Source organism: Bacteroides sp. BFG-606 (assembly GCF_024788145.1).
Classification (GTDB): domain Bacteria; phylum Bacteroidota; class Bacteroidia; order Bacteroidales; family Bacteroidaceae; genus Bacteroides; species Bacteroides vicugnae.
This window is the reverse complement of record NZ_JANUIL010000001.1, coordinates 5,930,602-5,950,027: the sequence shown is the minus strand read 5'-3', so window position 1 is coordinate 5,950,027 and position 19,426 is coordinate 5,930,602. Positions and strand designations below refer to the sequence as shown.

At 44.8% G+C, this 19,426-nt stretch carries 9 protein-coding genes; all 9 read left to right on the top strand.

Annotated elements, in window-relative coordinates; genetic code table 11:
- Positions 1-136 precede the first annotated feature (136 nt).
- The 9 genes from NXV01_RS22965 (at position 137) to NXV01_RS22925 (ending at position 19,426) form a co-directional block, all read left to right on the top strand.
- Complete coding sequence (locus NXV01_RS22965; RefSeq protein ID WP_195649706.1) at positions 137-3,250, top strand: TonB-dependent receptor; 3,114 nt, start codon at positions 137-139, stop codon at positions 3,248-3,250.
- 27 nt (positions 3,251-3,277) lie between these two features.
- On the top strand, positions 3,278-4,990 hold the full coding sequence (locus NXV01_RS22960) for a RagB/SusD family nutrient uptake outer membrane protein (RefSeq protein WP_259023275.1): 1,713 nt from the start codon (positions 3,278-3,280) through the stop codon (positions 4,988-4,990).
- 26 nt (positions 4,991-5,016) lie between these two features.
- Positions 5,017-6,402, top strand: a complete 1,386-nt coding sequence (locus NXV01_RS22955) for a DUF4960 domain-containing protein (RefSeq protein WP_148364655.1) — start codon at positions 5,017-5,019, stop codon at positions 6,400-6,402.
- Positions 6,403-6,419: 17 nt separating this feature from the next.
- The gene (locus NXV01_RS22950) at positions 6,420-7,988 is read left to right on the top strand and encodes a glycoside hydrolase family 32 protein (protein ID WP_259023274.1); all 1,569 of its coding nucleotides are present in this window, start codon (positions 6,420-6,422) and stop codon (positions 7,986-7,988) included.
- Between the two features lie 100 nt (positions 7,989-8,088).
- Positions 8,089-9,924 carry a DUF4980 domain-containing protein gene (locus NXV01_RS22945; RefSeq protein ID WP_259023273.1) on the top strand — a complete coding sequence of 612 codons (1,836 nt, stop codon included), beginning with the start codon at positions 8,089-8,091 and terminating at the stop codon, positions 9,922-9,924.
- Between the two features lie 317 nt (positions 9,925-10,241).
- On the top strand, positions 10,242-11,411 hold the full coding sequence (locus NXV01_RS22940; protein ID WP_074556869.1) for an MFS transporter: 1,170 nt from the start codon (positions 10,242-10,244) through the stop codon (positions 11,409-11,411).
- Positions 11,412-11,446: 35 nt separating this feature from the next.
- Positions 11,447-12,334, top strand: a complete 888-nt coding sequence (locus tag NXV01_RS22935; protein ID WP_004311736.1) for a carbohydrate kinase — start codon at positions 11,447-11,449, stop codon at positions 12,332-12,334.
- A 310-nt stretch (positions 12,335-12,644) separates the two neighbouring features.
- Positions 12,645-13,487, top strand: a complete 843-nt coding sequence (locus NXV01_RS22930) for a Bro-N domain-containing protein (RefSeq protein ID WP_259023272.1) — start codon at positions 12,645-12,647, stop codon at positions 13,485-13,487.
- Between the two features lie 356 nt (positions 13,488-13,843).
- Positions 13,844-19,426, top strand: a complete 5,583-nt coding sequence (locus NXV01_RS22925) for a carboxypeptidase-like regulatory domain-containing protein (RefSeq protein WP_259023271.1) — start codon at positions 13,844-13,846, stop codon at positions 19,424-19,426.

The window sequence follows — 19,426 nt, the reverse complement described above, 5'->3', positions numbered from 1 at the left end:
CGTTCTATGCAACAAATGTTACAGCCTTTGAAACATTTTTTTCAGTCGATTGACGTAAATCAACCGTAATTTGCATTATCGATAAAGATAAAATTCGTACTTTTAATTTAATAACATCAAACTAATGCTTAGTATTATGAAGAACAAAAAACTTCTTTGCAGCGTTTGTTTCCTGTTTACTTTCATGTCAGTCCTTTGGGGACAAAACATAACGGTGAAGGGAAACGTTACTTCTAAAACGGATGGACAGCCGGTCATCGGTGCCTCTGTTGTTGAAGCTTCAGCTACTACTAATGGAACAATTACTGATTTAGATGGTAATTTCACCCTTTCGGTTCCGGCTAACTCTACTTTAAAGATTACGTATATTGGTTATAAACCGGTGACCGTAAAATCGGCTACAATCGTTAATGTACTATTGGAAGAAGACACTCAAATGGTAGATGAAGTGGTCGTAACAGGCTATACTACCCAGCGAAAAGCAGACTTGACCGGTGCTGTTTCCGTAGTAAAAGTAGATGAAATCCAGAAACAAGGTGAAAATAATCCGGTAAAAGCCCTTCAAGGACGTGTTCCCGGCATGAACATTACTGCTGATGGTAATCCGAGCGGATCGGCTACCGTACGTATTCGTGGTATTGGTACGTTGAACAACAACGACCCGCTTTATATCATCGACGGTGTTCCTACCAAAGCTGGTATGCACGAATTGAATGGCAATGATATTGAATCCATTCAAGTGCTGAAAGATGCAGCTTCGGCCTCTATCTATGGTTCTCGTGCTGCAAATGGTGTTATCATCATTACTACCAAACAAGGCAAAAAAGGACAGATCAAAGTAAACTTTGATGCTTCGGTTTCTGCTTCCATGTACCAAAGCAAGATGGATGTGCTCAATACGGAACAGTACGGACGTGCCATGTGGCAGGCCTATGTAAACGATGGCGAGAATCCGAATGGTAATGCCTTGGGATATAACTACAACTGGGGATACAATGCCGATGGAAATCCGGTATTATATGGTATGAGTCTTTCCAAATATCTGGATTCGAAGAATACGATGCCTGTGGCAGATACCGACTGGTTTGATGAAATCACCCGTACAGGTGTTATCCAGCAATACAATCTGTCTGTCAGCAACGGTTCGGAAAAAGGTTCTTCCTTCTTCTCATTGGGCTACTATAAAAACTTGGGCGTTATTAAAGATACAGACTTCGACCGTTTCTCGGCCCGTATGAACAGCGATTATAAATTGATTGATGATATATTGACCATCGGTCAGCATTTCACATTAAACCGTACTTCGGAAGTGCAAGCTCCCGGCGGAATTATCGAAACTGCTTTGGATATTCCTTCCGCCATTCCCGTTTATGCTTCGGATGGTTCATGGGGAGGACCGGTAGGAGGATGGCCGGACCGTCGTAATCCTCGTGCCGTACTCGAATACAATAAAGACAATCGATACACGTACTGGCGTATGTTCGGTGATGCTTATGTGAATTTAAGCCTTTTCAAAGGATTGAATGTACGGTCTACTTTCGGTCTGGACTATGCTAACAAACAAGCCCGTTACTTCACTTATCCTTATCAGGAAGGAACACAGACCAACAACGGCAAGAGCGCAGTAGAAGCCAAACAGGAACACTGGACCAAATGGATGTGGAATGCCATTGCCACTTATCAGTTGGAGATAGGCAAACATCGTGGAGACGTGATGGCAGGTATGGAGTTGAACCGTGAAGATGACAGCCATTTCTCCGGATATAAAGAAGACTTTTCCATCCTTACCCCGGATTATATGTGGCCCGATGCAGGTAGCGGTACGGCACAGGCTTACGGTGCCGGTGAAGGTTATTCACTTGTCTCTTTCTTCGGTAAAATGAACTATTCTTATGCTGACAGATATCTGCTTTCATTGACTATTCGTCGTGACGGTTCTTCCCGCTTCGGTAAAAATCATCGTTACGCCACTTTCCCTTCCGTATCTTTGGGATGGCGCATCACGCAGGAAAACTTTATGAAAGAGTTGACTTGGCTGGACGATTTGAAACTGCGTGCTTCATGGGGACAGACCGGTAATCAGGAAATCTCCAACCTTGCCCGTTACACGATTTACGCGCCTAACTATGGTACAACAGATTCCTTCGGAGGTCAGAGCTACGGTACGGCATACGATATTACCGGTTCCAATGGAGGCAGCACTCTACCTTCCGGATTCAAACGTAACCAGATCGGAAATGATAATATCAAGTGGGAGACAACCACACAGACCAATGTCGGTATCGACTTCAGCCTGTTCAAACAATCCCTCTATGGTTCATTGGAATACTATTATAAGAAAACAACCGACATCCTGACCGAAATGGCCGGTGTAGGAGTATTGGGAGAAGGTGGCAGCCGTTGGATTAATTCGGGTGCGATGAAAAACCAAGGCTTTGAATTCAATCTGGGTTATCGTAACAAGACTGCTTTCGGACTGACTTACGACCTGAACGGAAACATCTCCACCTACCGGAATGAAATTCTTGAATTACCGGAGACGGTGGCTGCTAATGGAAAGTTTGGTGGTAATGGAGTAAAGAGTGTAGTCGGACATACTTACAATGCACAAGTGGGTTACATTGCCGATGGTATTTTCAAATCACAGGAAGAAGTTGACAATCATGCTACCCAGGAAGGAGCAGCTGTCGGCCGTATTCGCTATCGTGACATCGACCACAACGGTGTAATTGATGAAAAAGACCAGGAATGGATTTACGATCCTACTCCTTCTTTCAGCTACGGCTTGAATATCTATCTGGAATATAAGAACTTCGATCTGACTATGTTCTGGCAAGGTGTGCAGGGAGTGGATATCATTAGTGACGTAAAGAAGAAAAGCGATTTCTGGAGTGCAGCCAATGTCGGCTTCCTGAACAAAGGAACCCGTTTGCTCAATGCCTGGTCGCCTACCAATCCGAATTCCAATATCCCGGCATTGACTCGTAGCGATACAAACAATGAACAGCGCGTCTCCACTTATTTTGTAGAAAACGGTTCTTTCCTGAAACTGCGCAATATCCAGTTAGGATATACAGTTCCGGCAGTCATCTCCAAGAAGTTGAGAATGGAACGCTTGCGTTTCTATTGCAGTGCACAAAACCTGCTGACTATCAAAAGTAAGGACTTTACGGGAGAAGATCCGGAGAATCCGAACTTCTCTTATCCGATCCCTGTGAATATCACATTCGGACTTAACATCGGATTTTAATTCACCTCATTTATAAAACGAACGATTATGAAAAAGATATTATATATAGCAACCATCGGATTTACCTTGCTGACAAGCAGTTGTGACGATTTCTTGGATCGTCAGGTTCCGCAGGGCATTGTGACCGGAGATCAGATCGCTTCTCCCGAATACGTGGACAACCTCGTGATTTCAGCCTACGCCATTTGGGCGACAGGTGACGATATCAACTCTTCTTTCTCTCTTTGGAATTATGATGTACGTTCCGACGATTGTTATAAAGGTGGTTCCGGAACAGAAGACGGTGGTGTGTTCAACGCACTGGAGATTTCCAAAGGTATCAACACTACAGACTGGAACATCAACGATATATGGAAAAGACTGTATCAATGCATCACTCGTGCCAATACAGCCTTGCAGTCACTCGACCTGATGGATGAAAAAACTTATCCGCTGAAGAATCAGCGCATTGCTGAAATGAGATTCCTGCGCGGTCATGCTCACTTTATGTTGAAGCAACTGTTCAAGAAGATTGTTATCGTGAACGATGAAAACATGGATCCGGATGCTTACAACGAGCTTTCGAATACCACTTATACCAATAATGAACAATGGCAAAAGATAGCAGACGACTTCCAGTTTGCTTACGACAATCTGCCGGAGATACAAATGGAAAAAGGACGTCCTACCCAGGCTGCCGCTGCCGCTTATCTGGCAAAGACCTACCTGTATAAGGCTTACCGTCAAGACGGAGTGAACAACAACCTTACCGGCATCAACGAAGAAGACTTGAAACAGGTGGTGAAATATACCGATCCCCTTATCATGGCCAAAGCCGGTTACGGACTGGAAACTGATTATAGCATGAACTTCCTGCCGCAATACGAAAATGGTTCAGAATCTGTATGGGCCATTCAGTATTCTATCAACGACGGAACCTACAACGGTAACCTGAACTGGGGAATGGGATTGACAACTCCGCAGATACTCGGTTGCTGTGATTTCCACAAGCCGAGCCAGAATCTGGTGAATGCTTTCAAAACTGATTCGCAGGGAAAACCGCTGTTCAGCACTTATGATAATGAGAACTACGAGGTTACGTCAGACAATGTAGACCCCCGTTTATTCCACACGGTAGGTATGCCGGGCTTCCCTTATAAATACAACGAAGGCTACATGATTCAGAAGAATGATGACTGGAGCCGTAGCAAGGGACTTTACGGATATTATGTTTCTCTCAAAGAGAATGTAGACCCGGATTGTGACTGTTTGAAGAAAGGTTCTTATTGGGCAAGTTCTCTGAACCATATTGTCATCCGTTATGCAGACGTATTGCTGATGCGTGCCGAAGCCTTGATACAGTTGAACGATGGACGTATCGCTGACGCTATCTCACTTATCAATGATGTACGCAGCCGTGCATCCGGAAGTACCATGCTGATTTTCAATTACAAAGAAGAGTACGGAGTAAACTTCAAAGTAACCCCTTATGAACTGAAAGCCTATGCACAGGACGAAGCAATGAAAATGCTGAAATGGGAACGTCGTGTAGAGTTTGGAATGGAAAGCTCACGTTTCTTCGACCTCGTAAGATGGGGAGAAGCCAAAGACGTCATCAATGCTTATTATGTAACCGAAGCATCCCGTTGCTCTGTCTACAAGAATGCAGGTTTCACAGAAAATAAGAACGAATACCTCCCTGTTCCATTCGAACAGATCAGTGCTAGTAACGGAAATTATACACAGAATTTCGGTTGGTAACCATCAATCTTAAAACAAAGAATAACATGAAATCAATCATAAAACAACTTTATATAATCCTGTTGGTGACTGTAGCATGTCTGACAGCCACGGGATGTAGTGATGACTTCAAATCCAATCTTCGTCTGGACGGAGATGTATGGGTGAACGCTATCAAGCTGGATGCATACGCGGGAACGATCGATTATCAGAATAAAACAATCGTAGTAGGAGTTCCTTACGATTATGACGTAACCCGGATGGCAGTCACAGAAATGAATCTTTCCGAAGGAGCTACGGCTAGCATCGCTATCGGTGAGACCATCGACTTTTCTCTTCCCGTATCTTTGACAGTGAAGAATGGTGATGTACAAATGAGCTACACGATTACCGTGAAGAGAGATGAAGCGAAGATTCTGACCTTCAAGCTGAATGATACTTATGTGGGTAAAGTAGATCAGTTATCCAAAACGATATCCGTGGTTGTGCCGCTGACGGTGGACATCACCCAGTTGAAAGCTACATTTGCCGTATCAGATGGAGCCACTGTGACTCCGGCATCCGGAAGTATCCAGGACTTTACAAATCCTGTTACCTATACGGCAACTTACCGTTCGGCAGTTACTCCTTATGTAGTGACAGTCACTCAAGGAAATGTGATTCCGACTGCTTTTGTCGGTACAGCTTCTTCCGTGAGCCAGCTGACAAGTCCTGAAGAAAAAGCCGCTGCCCAATGGATGATGGATAATATATCAATGTCCGAATATATCTCGTTCAAAGATATAGTAGATGGAAAAGTTGATTTAGGTAAATATACCGCAATCTGGTGGCACTTCCACGCAGATAATGGCGACAATCCTCCTTTGCCGGACGATGCAAAAGCAGCCGTAGAGAAGTTTAAAGTCTATTACCAGAATGGTGGTAACCTTCTATTGACCCGCTACGCAACTTTCTATATTAAGGACCTTAGCATTGCAAAAGATGAATGTGTACCGAACAACAGTTGGGGAAGAAACGAAGACTCACCCGAAATCGTTGATGGACCATGGAGCTTCCCGATTACCGGCAACGAATCACATCCGTTATTCCAGAATTTAAGATGGAAAGATGGTGACCAAACAAGAGTCTATACCTTTGATGCAGGTTACGCGATTACCAATAGCACAGCCCAATGGCATATCGGAACAGACTGGGGAGGTTATGAGGATCTGGACGCATGGCGTAACCTAACAGGAGGAATCGATGTGGCATGCGGAGACGATGGTGCGGTAATCATTGCCGAATTCGAGCCGCGCTCCAATAGTGGACGTACGATCTGCATCGGTTCCGGTTGTTACGACTGGTATGGTAAAGGAGTAGACGCTTCTGCCGACTACTACCACTATAACGTAGAGCAAATGACTCTGAATGCAATCAACTACTTATGTAAATAAAAGAATAAGCGATAATTATGAAAAATATGATCTTACATATAGCATTAACCACGCTGTTGGCCTCAATGACCGCCTGCAGTGATGAGATGGACCCCGTATTGACCCAGAAAGACTGGGATGGTACAGCCACTTATTTCCAATCGACCGACGAACATGGCTTCTCCATGTATTACAAACCGCAGGTAGGCTTTATCGGTGACCCGATGCCATTTTATGATCCGGTTGCCAAGGATTTTAAAGTGATGTATCTGCAAGATTACCGTCCGAACCTTGAAGCTACTTACCACCCCATTTTCGGGGTGGCAACCAAAGACGGTGCCACTTATGAATCCCTTGGCGAACTGATTCCCTGCGGAGCCCGCGATGAACAGGATGCGGCAATCGGTACAGGAGGTACAATCTACAATCCGGCTGATAAACTCTATTACACATTCTATACCGGCAATAAGTTCAAACCCTCTTCCGACCAGAATGCACAAGTCGTGATGGTAGCTACTTCGCCTGACTTCAAAACATGGACTAAAAACCGTACTTTTTACCTGAAAGGAGATACTTACGGCTATGATAAGAATGACTTCCGCGACCCGTTCCTGTTTCAGACCGAAGACGGTGTTTATCACATGTTGATCGCTACCCGTAAAAACGGAAAAGGGCACATTGCCGAATTTACCTCTACCGACTTGAAAGAGTGGGAATCTGCCGGAACATTTATGACCATGATGTGGGATCGTTTCTACGAATGTCCGGACGTATTCAAGATGGGAGATTGGTGGTATTTGATTTACTCCGAACAGGCTTCTTTTATGCGCAAAGTGCAATACTTCAAAGGCAGAACGCTGGAAGAGTTAAAGGCAACTACTGCCAATGACGCCGGAATATGGCCGGACAGTCGCGAAGGTATGCTGGACAGTCGCGCATTCTACGCAGGCAAGACCGCTTCCGACGGAACGAACCGTTACATCTGGGGCTGGTGTCCCACACGTGCCGGCAATGATAACGGAAACGTAGGTGATGTAGAACCCGAATGGGCAGGCAATCTGGTGGCACAACGCTTGATTCAGCACGAAGACGGTACGTTGACGCTCGGAGTTCCCGATGCAATCGACCGTAAATACACTTCTGCCCAAGAAGTGAAAGTAATGGCTAAAGAAGGAAATGTAACAGAAAGCGGTAAGACATATACGTTGGCCGAAGGTGCTTCTGTCATTTTCAACCGACTGAAAGTACATAACAAGATTTCCTTTACCGTAAAGGCATCCTCGAATACAGATCGTTTTGGAATCTCTTTCGTTCGTGGAACGGACTCCAAATCATGGTACAGTATCCATGTCAACGCTGATGAAGGCAAAGCTAACTTCGAGAAAGACGGCGATGATGCCAAATATTTGTTTGATAACAAATTCAACATCCCGGTCGATAACGAATACCGTGTGACAATTTACAGTGACCAGTCGGTTTGTGTGACTTACATCAACGACCAGTTATCTTTCACAAACCGTATCTACCAGATGCAGAAGAATCCATGGTCACTCTGCTGTTATAAAGGTGAAATCACCGTATCAAACATTCAGGTGAGCACATATTAATAGAAAAGTAACATCTTTTACAGTGTTTGAAACAAAAGTGACAGGCGCTTCATTCCGGAGCGCCTATCTTTGCACTGTAACAACCTTAATACCATAAAGCATGAATTTAAAACTCTCTTCCAAACAAATTCAAACCTTCGCGGTTTTACTTTGCATGATTGTGATGAATATCTCCCTATCCGCTCGCGCGGATAACTCTCCTCTATTAATAAAAGATTTAGGAGAAGGACATTGCCTTGTACGTGTCAACACTAATCAGAAATATCTGTTGTTGCCCGTAGAAGATGCATCTCCCGACGTGCGTATCCGCATGATTGTCGATAATAAGGAAGTGGATAACTTTGATGTCCGCCTGGCCATCCATAAAGTCGATTACTTTGTCCCGGTAGACCTTTCGGCTTATTCCGGCAAACAAATCTCTTTCAAGTTTAAAATGAATTCGAACGACCCGATTCGTGTCAACCTTTCACCGGATAACACGGCTTGTTGCAAGGAAATGAAGTTGTCCGACACGTTCGACACCAGTAATCGAGAAAAGTTCCGTCCCACCTACCACTTCTCACCTCTCTACGGATGGATGAACGACCCCAACGGAATGGTATATAAAGACGGAGAATACCACCTGTTCTATCAATACAACCCATACGGTTCCAAATGGGGCAATATGAACTGGGGACATGCCATCAGCAAAGACCTCATCAACTGGGAACATCGTCCCGTAGCCATTGCGCCGGATGCATTCGGAACCATCTTCAGTGGTTCGGCTGTGGTAGATTCCAAAAACACTGCTGGCTTCGGTGCTGGCGCCATCATCGCTATTTATACCCAAAATGGCGACCGCCAAGTGCAGAGTATCGCTTACAGCACCGACAACGGACGCTCTTTTACTAAATATGAAAACAATCCCGTACTAGTATCCGAAGCACGCGACTTCCGCGACCCGAAAGTCTTCTGGTATGAAGGCACTCAACGCTGGATTATGACATTGGCAGTAGGGCAGGAGATGCAATTCTTCTCTTCTCCCAACCTGAAAGACTGGACATTCGAAAGTAGCTTCGGCAAAGGACAGGGTGCTCACGGAAACGTTTGGGAGTGTCCCGACTTGTTCGAACTTCCGGTAGAGGGAACGAATGAAAAGAAATGGGTATTACTTTGCAGCTTGGGCGACGGTCCTTTCGGTGACTCGGCCACTCAATACTTTGTCGGAACGTTCAACGGAAAAGAATTTGTAAACGAATCACCCTCCAAAACCAAATGGATGGACTGGGGGAAAGACCATTATGCTACCGTGACTTGGAGCGATGCTCCCGACAACCGTCGCATCGCTATCGCATGGATGAGCAACTGGCAATATGCAAACGATGTTCCTACCTCTCAATACCGTAGTCCGAACTCTGTTCCTCGCGATTTGAGCCTATTCACCGTAGATGGCGAAACTTATCTTCAGTCGGCTCCCTCTCCCGAACTGCTGAAACTGCGTGACATCTCCAAGAAACGCTCGTTTAAAGTGAACGGAACACGTACCATCAAAGACATGATTGCCGGCAATGAGGGGGCATACGAAATAGAACTGACTATCGAAAATCAACATGCGGATGTAATCGGCTTCCGTCTCTACAATGACAAAGGCGAAGAAGTGGATATGCAATATGACATGAAAGAAAAGAATTTCTCGATGGACCGCCGCAAGAGCGGAGATGTAGGTTTCAATGAGAACTTCCCAATGTTGACCTGGACGACCATTGAAAGTGGAAAAGACGAATTGAAACTCCGTCTCTTTGTCGATAAATCCAGTGTGGAAGCCTTTGGTGATGGCGGACGTTTTGTGATGACTAATCAGGTATTCCCGTCGGAACCTTACACTCATATCGACTTTTACAGTAAAGGAGGAGCGTATAAAGTAGATTCGTTTGTGATCTACAAGTTGAAGAAATAAGCTCATTCTTCTTACTCTATGCGCTCTTTTCTCGTTTCTTTAGAGTAGAATACTTCTTTCCCTATAGACTAATACGTCTTTCATTATGGAAGAGTACGTCTGTCCTAGTGGAAGAGTTCTACTAAAGTGCGGAGACACTTTCCCAAAGCTACGGTTCTGTTAGTTCGTCACGGCCGTGGTAACCCAACAAGACCGTAGCTTTAAAGTAACAAGGAACGGGAGATACATCAACTGTATAAAGGACTGATGCATACATTGCCATAGGGTTATGTGCTCCGCCCTATGGAAACAGAATTCATCATATAAAAGATAAAATAATGGAAAACAGTAAAAACTCTTCCCTCTCCAAACTAATCCCGGTGATGCTTTGCTTCTTCGCCATGGGATTCGTTGACCTGGTAGGCATTGCCTCCAATTACGTAAAGGCAGATCTTGGTCTGTCGGACTCACAGGCGAATATCTTTCCATCACTGGTATTCTTCTGGTTCCTGATTTTCTCCGTACCCACCGGCATGCTGATGAGCCGCATTGGTCAGAAGAAAACAGTATTGCTTAGTTTGATTGTGACTTTCGCTTCTCTGTTGCTACCCGTTTTCGGCGACAGCTATATGCTGATGCTGATTTCTTTCTCCCTCCTGGGCATCGGAAATGCGTTGATGCAGACTTCTTTGAATCCATTACTTTCCAATATCGTGCGTGGCGACCGCCTGGCAAGTAGTCTGACTTTCGGCCAGTTTGTGAAGGCCATTGCTTCTTTTCTGGCACCTTACATCGCCATGTGGGGAGCGACACAGGCCATTCCGACTTTCGATCTAGGCTGGCGCATCCTGTTCCCTATTTATATGATTGTAGCTGTCATTGCTATTCTTCTGCTCAATGTCACACAGATTGAAGAGGAAAAAGAAGAGGGCAAACCGTCTACTTTCGGACAATGTATCGCCCTGCTTGGCAAACCGTTTATTCTGCTTTGTTTCATTGGCATCATGTGTCATGTCGGCATTGACGTAGGTACGAATACTACCGCCCCGAAGATTTTGATGGAGCGCATCGGCATGGGATTGGATGATGCTGCTTTTGCAACCAGTCTTTATTTTATTTTCCGTACGGCAGGTTGCTTTCTGGGTTCTTTCATCTTGCGTAAGATGTCTCCGAAATCTTTCTTCGGCATTAGTGTGGTGATGATGTTGATTGCCATGATCGGTTTGTTTATCTTCCATGAAAAGGCAATTATCTATGCTTGCATTGCTTTGATTGGTTTCGGCAACTCTAATGTATTTTCCGTTATCTTCTCGCAGGCATTGCTTTATCTGCCGGGTAAGAAAAACGAAGTTTCCGGCTTGATGATTATGGGACTTTTCGGTGGGACGGTGTTTCCGTTGGCAATGGGAGTGGCTTCGGATACTTCCATGGGACAGAATGGTGCTATCGCCGTAATGACGGTGGGCGTGCTTTATCTCTTGTATTATACGTTCCGTATCAGAAAATAATTTTATAACTTTGGAAACAATAAAACCCGTATATCATGAATAATATAATTGTAGGAATGGGCGAAGCACTTTGGGATGTGTTGCCCGAAGGAAAGAAAATCGGTGGTGCTCCGGCAAACTTTGCCTATCATGTATCACAGTTTGGTTTTGACAGTCGTGTAGTGAGTGCCGTAGGCAGGGATGAACTGGGAGAAGAAATTCTGAAAGTATTCAACGAGAAGAAGTTGAAGATGCAGATTGAACAGGTAGACTATCCTACCGGTACGGTGCAGGTGACGCTCGATGACGAGGGCGTGCCTTGTTACGAAATCAAAGAGGGCGTGGCGTGGGATAATATTCCCTTTACGGATGAGTTGAAACGTCTGGCCTTGAGCACACGTGCTGTTTGCTTCGGTTCGCTGGCTCAACGTAATGACGTGAGCCGTGCCACTATCAATCGCTTTCTGGATACGATGCCCGATATAGATGGACAGCTCAAGATATTTGATATCAATCTCCGCCAGGATTTCTACTCTAAAGAGGTACTGCGTGAATCGTTCCGCCGCTGCAACGTTCTGAAGATAAACGACGAAGAACTGGTGACTATCAGCCGTATGTTTGGTTATCCCGGCATCGACTTGCAGGATAAATGCTGGATTTTGTTGGCAAAATACAACCTGAAGATGTTGATTCTCACTTGCGGCATCAATGGCAGCTATGTGTTCACTCCGGGCGTTGTCTCTTTCCAGGAGACGCCCAAAGTACCGGTTGCCGACACAGTGGGCGCAGGCGATTCTTTTACGGCTGCTTTCTGTGCTTCCATTCTCAATGGAAAACCGGTGCCCGAAGCGCATAAACTGGCTGTCGAGGTTTCTGCTTATGTTTGCACACAGAGCGGTGCGATGCCCGAACTTCCGCAGGTTTTGAAAGATAGACTGATGTAAGTATGTGTGTATAACTAGTTTATATAATAATTTAGGCACGGATTACGCGGATTTCACGGTCTTTAGTGTTGCTATTACTGCAAAGCAACAGCGTTAATCCGTGTAATCCGTGCCTAAAAGATGATGGCAATCAATTAGTGACCTTATCCGTTTGCGAGAAACATAAAAATGAATTTATGCCTTGTTTTACTTTGATGTCTTTGCTTGTTGTGCTATAAATAAAGTACCTTTGTAGGAGTTTAATAACTACTTTACTTATCCTGATTTTGACCAAGAGGGTAGAGTAAATATGAATTAAAATAGAATAGCAATGACAAAAAGAGAAGCATTAAAGTTGTTTGAGGATAAGAAAGTACGTACCGTATGGGATGACGAACAGGAGAAGTGGTACTTTTCCATAGTAGATGTAGTGGCTGTGTTGACGGATAGTGTAGACCCGACTGCTTATTGGAGAAAATTGAAGCAACGTTTAAAAGTAGAGGGTAATGAAACCGTGACAAATTGTCACGGTTTGAAAATGCGAGCTGCCGACGGTAAAATGAGAATGACAGATGTTGCTGATACAGAGCAACTTTTTCGTCTTATTCAATCAATCCCCTCACCCAAAGCCGAACCCTTTAAACTATGGATGGCGCAAGTTGCCAGTGAACGCATAGATCAGTTGCAAGACCCGGAATTATCCATAAACCAAGCAATGAAAGATTACAAGCGCTTGGGGTATTCTGACAACTGGATCAATCAACGTATCAAAAGCATTGAAGTTCGTAAAGAGCTGACCGACGAATGGCAGCGTGGTGGAATAAATGGTACTCAATATGCATCACTGACGGATATTATTACCCAAGAGTGGAGCGGTCGTACGACTAAAGACTATAAGAAGCTGAAAGGACTGAAAAAAGAGAATCTCCGTGATAATATGACTAATCTTGAATTAGCTCTTAATACGCTTGCGGAAGCTTCAACAACCGAAATTTCAAAGCAGAAGAATCCGAAAGGTTTCGACCAGAATGCCAATGTTGCAAAGAGGGGTGGTAGTGTAGCTAAAGCAGCGAGAAAACAGTTGGAGGCCCAATTAGGACGGACGGTTATATCTTCTGCCAAAGCAAATGATTATTTACTGTCAGATGGTGAAGAGCAAAAAGAAGGTGAATAATTGATATGAAAAAAGTGAATAACGCAAGTTGCTTGATATCCATGGTATAAAATAAAAAAGGAGCAACGCCTTGCTCCAACCTTTGTTAACCTTAAATCTAATACTATGAAAAACACATTGCAAAGATACGGACTTCTGTCAACTTTGCAAATAATCCAAATAAAAAGAGATGTTTTATAACATCAATTAAGTGTTTGTATCACGCTTTATACGTTTGTTAATGGTTTCTTGGGTAAGTATGGGGACTATTTTTACTTTTTTTCAGAGGATAAGATTGCGAATAATCGGATGATTTATAGCATACTCACAGTTTTATTTTCTATTTTTGTTCTCAATCTATCTATTTATCGAATACCATGAACACAATGCTATGCCAGCTAAAGAGCCTGTTGTTATTGGGAGTCCTGCTTTTTGCCAATGGAGCATTCGGACAACCGATGCTCTGGGACGATGCCTCTTCCGAAACGATCGTTTTCGAACTGACCAACAAAGAGGCCTTGAAACTTCTCAAAGGCAAACTCCGACAGAAACAGTGGAAAAAAATACAGCAGACTCCTTTTGCCCGTTTCACGGAAACTTGGAACAACCCTCCGGTCAAAGGGCATTTTCTGCTGGCTGATGTAGAGCGGAACGAAGTTCATTACCGTTATGCTCCGGTGATTCCTTTTCATGTTTTCCTTTTCAAGGAGTATGGTGTACTTACCTTGCAGGTGGTTGATGCCGGGGGAACAATCAGGAAAGATGCCAAAGTGCGGGTAGGCAGCAAGGCTGTTTATTACGATGAAGACAGTCAGACGTATACTGATGATAACTGGTCCCAGAAAGAACAGCACATTTTGACGGTTGAAGTGGATAAGTTTCGTGCGGTATTCGATTTGAGGAAACACCTTGTACCACCCTGGTATAAAAATGATTATGACCGGCAAGATGCACCGGAGTTTTATAGTTACCTGATTACTGACAAGAATAAATACAGACCGGGCGAAACTGTCCGTTTCAAGTCTTATGCTCTCTCCGAACATAAACGCCCTTTGAAACAGGAACTTTCATTGTGGATGCGTGTCGGTTCTTCCTGGCGTGACTATAAGAAGATAATGTCCGTCGTCCCTTACCATCCGGGAGGCTTCGCCGGAGAATTCCTGTTGGCGGATTCATTGAACCTGAAGCTCGATCAGAGATATACTGTACAGCTTCGGGATAAGCGGGGACGCATCGTAGCCTCCACCAATTTCAAATATGAAGACTACGAACTGAACGGAAACAAGTTGTTGGTGAAGCTGGCTTCGAATGTGCAATATACACCGCAGAGTAACCGCATGGATATCAGTGCAACGGATGCCAACGGACTTCCTTTGCGGGAGGTGAATGTAGAAGTGACTGTGGGCAGACAGCAGGTGCTGAAGTCGTATGCGCAGATACTTTCTTTGCCCGACACACTGATGTCCGTGCAAGCGGAACTGGATGCTTCCGGAAAAGCCTCGGTAGATATTCCAGCTCGGATATTCGGAGCTTCCGATTGCTTCTATACAGTGAATGTCGTTCTGCTTACGGCAGACAATAACCGTTTGGAACAGCAAAGCAAAGCGACTTTCTACTATTCGTGCTACGATGTGCAGTGTACCACGCAGGCGGATACCATTTGTTTTTCATTCTTCGATCTGGGAGTGGAACGTCCTGTGGCAGCCGAACTGACCTATGGTGAAAAGAAAGAAGTGAAGAAAGTGCGTTTGCCCTATCGCGAACCGTTCAATCAGGCAGTGACGGACTATCGTTTCAAAATACCGGAAACAGGATATGAAACGACGATTGCTTCCGCCGCACTTGACTCCAAACTGGAACTGAATGGCGGCATAGAAAAAGATTCGTTCTGTGTCTCCCTTTCCAATCCTTTGCAGCTGGAGCTTTCCTGGTATGTGTATCAAGGCAACCGCCTGTTGCAGAAAGGTTCGGGAAAAGAGATGGAACACAAATCCGGAGAGATCGATCCCTCTTCCGTTTATTACGTAGAAGTATTTTATTTCATGGGGGATAAGGAATGTATGTTGAAACGCTCGTACACTTCACCCTCCGAACGGCTGGTGATTGAATCTGATTTGCCGGAACGAGTGTATCCCGGTCAGAAAGTGAAAACAAAACTGAACGTGACCAATATACAAGGGCTTCCGGTATCCAACGTCGATCTGACAGCTTTTGCGGTCAACACGCAGCTGGATTATCACGTACCTGATTTACCCTATTACGGGAGTGCACCCCGTCCACGCGAGCAACGTGCTTCCTACTCAATGAAGCAAAAAGAGTATCTGCATACGGCCACATTGGATTATCAGCATTGGAACCAGTTGCTTCATTTGGATAAGTTGCCTTATTATCAGTTTGCTTATCCTGCGGGAAAGCTGTTCCGTCAGACGGTTGACACACCGGATGGAACCACCCAGTTTGCTCCTTATGTGATGCTGAACGGACGGGCGGTGAATATCTATGTGATTGAGCAGAACGATGTTCCCTGCTATTTTTCGTGGACGGAACAGCCCAAGCAGTATTCTTTTCCTGTATTGCATCCTTCGGGAAAGCAGAAGATAACGTTGCGAATGCACGACAGGGCTTTCATCATTGATTCTCTGGCTTTCGACCGGGGCAAGAAAACGATTTTGAGTTTCGATATGAATCAGTTGCCGCAAGGAGTGGAAGTAGTCTGGTTGCGGCAGAAGAAAGGGAAATATGATGAGTATAAATTTACTTCGGAAGAGAAGAAGCGTTATGAACGGTATCTTTGCCGTCTTCCGGTGATGGATGGGGCGGTATATACTTCGCTCGAACATAATGGAAAGCAGTTTCCGGTTTCACTCATGGAGCTGTCGCGCTACAAGAAAAAGATATTGGCAGGTCCTGTGGAGCCGGGACCTTGGAAATATATGAATGGTGTGTTGTATCGGCATGAGGGAGGTTTCTCTTATGAATTCGAGGGCAATGTGGTTTATAAATATAAGGATGAGGAACTGTGTCCGGCTTATTTGAATTTTTCGTCTGTGGCAAAGATTCCGACTTTGAATGATTACCACTTATCACCGGAAAGATTCTGTAGTCTGGTGGCAGAACTTCGCAAGGGGAAGAGTTGGCATCCTACCCGGATTTATTTCTCCCTACCGGATAAGACGCTGAATTTCCGGCTTCCGGAAGAAAAAGATTCTACCGGAGTGGCTAATTTGCTCTTTAAAGACTGCACTACCGGAGAACTGGTTTATCCGGATACCTTGGTGCAGATGAACAGGATATACTCCAAATTTCCTGCCGGAACGTATGATGCGATTTTACTTTATAACAATGGAAAGTATCTGAAACAGGATGCTCTGAAGATACAATCATATACCTATCTGGATGTAGATATGGAGTCTCTGCCTCTACATGAACGTGATTCGTTGTCATCTGGGTGGCTCTTGCTGGGAAGAGGAATTGGCAGGATCGGTACAAACTTTCTTGGTCACAGGGAAATGAGAATCAGGCAGTATGTACGCAATTATGGCGGTAAAGTCTCCGGTTATGTGACGGATGCTACCGGAGAGCCTTTAATCGGGTGTAGCGTGGTGGTGAAAGGAACGACGGAGGGAACGATCACCGACATGGACGGATATTTTGAAATGGATTGTGACAGGGGAGGGGAGCAGCTCTTGTTTAGCTATGTCGGCTTTAAACAGCAGGAGATGAGAGCAACTCCCGGAGCCAATCTGTTGGTTACTTTGGAAGAAAATAGTCAGACGCTGGAGGAAGTGGTCGTTGTAGGATACGGCACGCGTTCAAGATATTCGTTGACGGGATCCGTTGCCGGACTAATGACTGGTTCTTCTTCTGCTGCTGCAACCGCACCTTTGGAGAAATTGGAGGAGCAGGATCGGGAAGCGAAAGAAGAAGCGGATAACGAACAGTTGTATAATGAACTTATGCAATTGAACGGCTTGCGTCGGAATTTTTCGGATGTGGCTTTCTGGCAACCTCGTTTGTTTACGGATAAAACCGGAACGGTACAGTTTGAAACAACTTTCCCTGATAACGTGACGAAATGGGAGACTGTCGTTTATGGTATGAACCGTCGTTTGCAGACGGGTACTTTCCGACGTTCCGTCCGCTCTTACAAACCGTTGATGGCGGAGTTGAAAACTCCCCGCTTCTTGGTGGAGGGGGATCAGAGTACGGTGGTCGGGACTATCCGCAATTATCTGGATGGGCAGCACATAGCCGGAAAAACACAGTTCTGCGTCGGAACGGATACATTGAAACGGCAGGAAGTGGGTCTCACGGAGGGATTTCATGAAACAGTGCCGATGCAGGCAGCACATGCCGATAGCGTGACCATCAGCTATCTTTTCACTCGCGATGATGGGTATCAGGATGGAGAGGAATATACGATTCCGATACTACCACAGGGAACTGAATTGGCACAGGGCACATTGGGGATTCTGTCTGATGCAAAGACGGTCAAAGTGCAATCCGGCGAGGATGAAGAAGTGATAGTGAGTATCACCGATAATCAGTTGGATATCTATAAAGAATCGGTGAATTATCTGACAGGATACAAATATTTGTGCAATGAGCAGCTGGCATCCAAGTTGATCGGTCTGCTGGCTTACCAACAGTATATGCAGAGTAAGGGGGAAAAGGTGAAAGTAGACAAAGCGATCCGATCTATTATCCATCGACTGACGAATCATCAGAACAAACATCAGTTATGGTCGTGGTGGGGGAACTCTGAAAATACTTCTTTCTGGATGTCTGCGCATATCCTGCGGGCTTTGAAGATGGCGCAAGATGCAGGTTATCCTGTGGAGTTGAATCTGAATGGTTTGAAAGTGGAGTATGCTCATACGAGTCCTTATCGAGGAATGAAACTGGAAGATATAGAAATAGTTCATGCTCTTCATGAGTGGAAAGTGGAGGCGGATTATTCTTCGGCAGTCAGATTATTGGAACCTTTCGTCCGGCAACTGGAACAGAAAGAAGACTCGTTGGCAAATAGAAACAAGTATTATCGTCCTCTTTCCTACCTGAAAGAGAAACTGCTTCTCTGGGAAATCAAGCAACAGGTGGATTCGGTGAATGTGGGTGATAGTGTACGTCCTTATCTGAAAAAGGATCTGCTCGGAGGTGTTTACTGTGACGACGGACGGCGTACTTATTATTGGGAGGGAAATCAGCTGATAAATACATTGATAGCCTACCGGATTATTAAAAATGACTCTTCTCTGTGTAAGTTGAAAGAAAATATGCAATTGCATATTTTGCGGACTAAGGAGCACGGATGGAATACGTATCAGGCTTCTTCGGCTGTGACAACTGTTCTGACCGATTTGCTGGCAGATTCCGGAGGGATGTCAGGAACATCGGTATCTGTGAGCGGTAAGGATCACCAACGGATTACGGATTTTCCTTACCATACCCGGCTGACAGCAGGCGACAGTCTGCTTATTTCAAAAACGGGAAAAGAGCCTTTATTGTATAGTGTCTATTCAATGAAGCGTGTGATGGATGCTCGTCAGAGTGATGCTTTCAAGGTGGAGGCGACTTTGGACAAAGATTCTTTGGTGGCGGGTGTACCTGTTACATTGACAGTTACCTTGCAGGTGAAACAGGAGGGTGCGCAATACGTGATGCTTGAAGTTCCTGTTCCGGCAGGTTGTAGTTATGCCTCAAAACCTGTTAATTTCTCTCGTTCTGAAGTGTATCGTGAGTATTTTAAAGAGAAAACTGTTATCTTTAGCGAAAAATTACCGGTAGGTACTTATCAGTTTACGGTCCCATTGCTTCCACGTTTTACTGGAAAATACACGCTGAACCCTGTGAAAGTGGAACTGATGTATTTCCCGGTGGTGAATGCAAATAATGCGGGGAGAGAAATTTGGATTACAGAAAGAAATACAAAAGATATACGAAAGAAAGGGAATGATTGA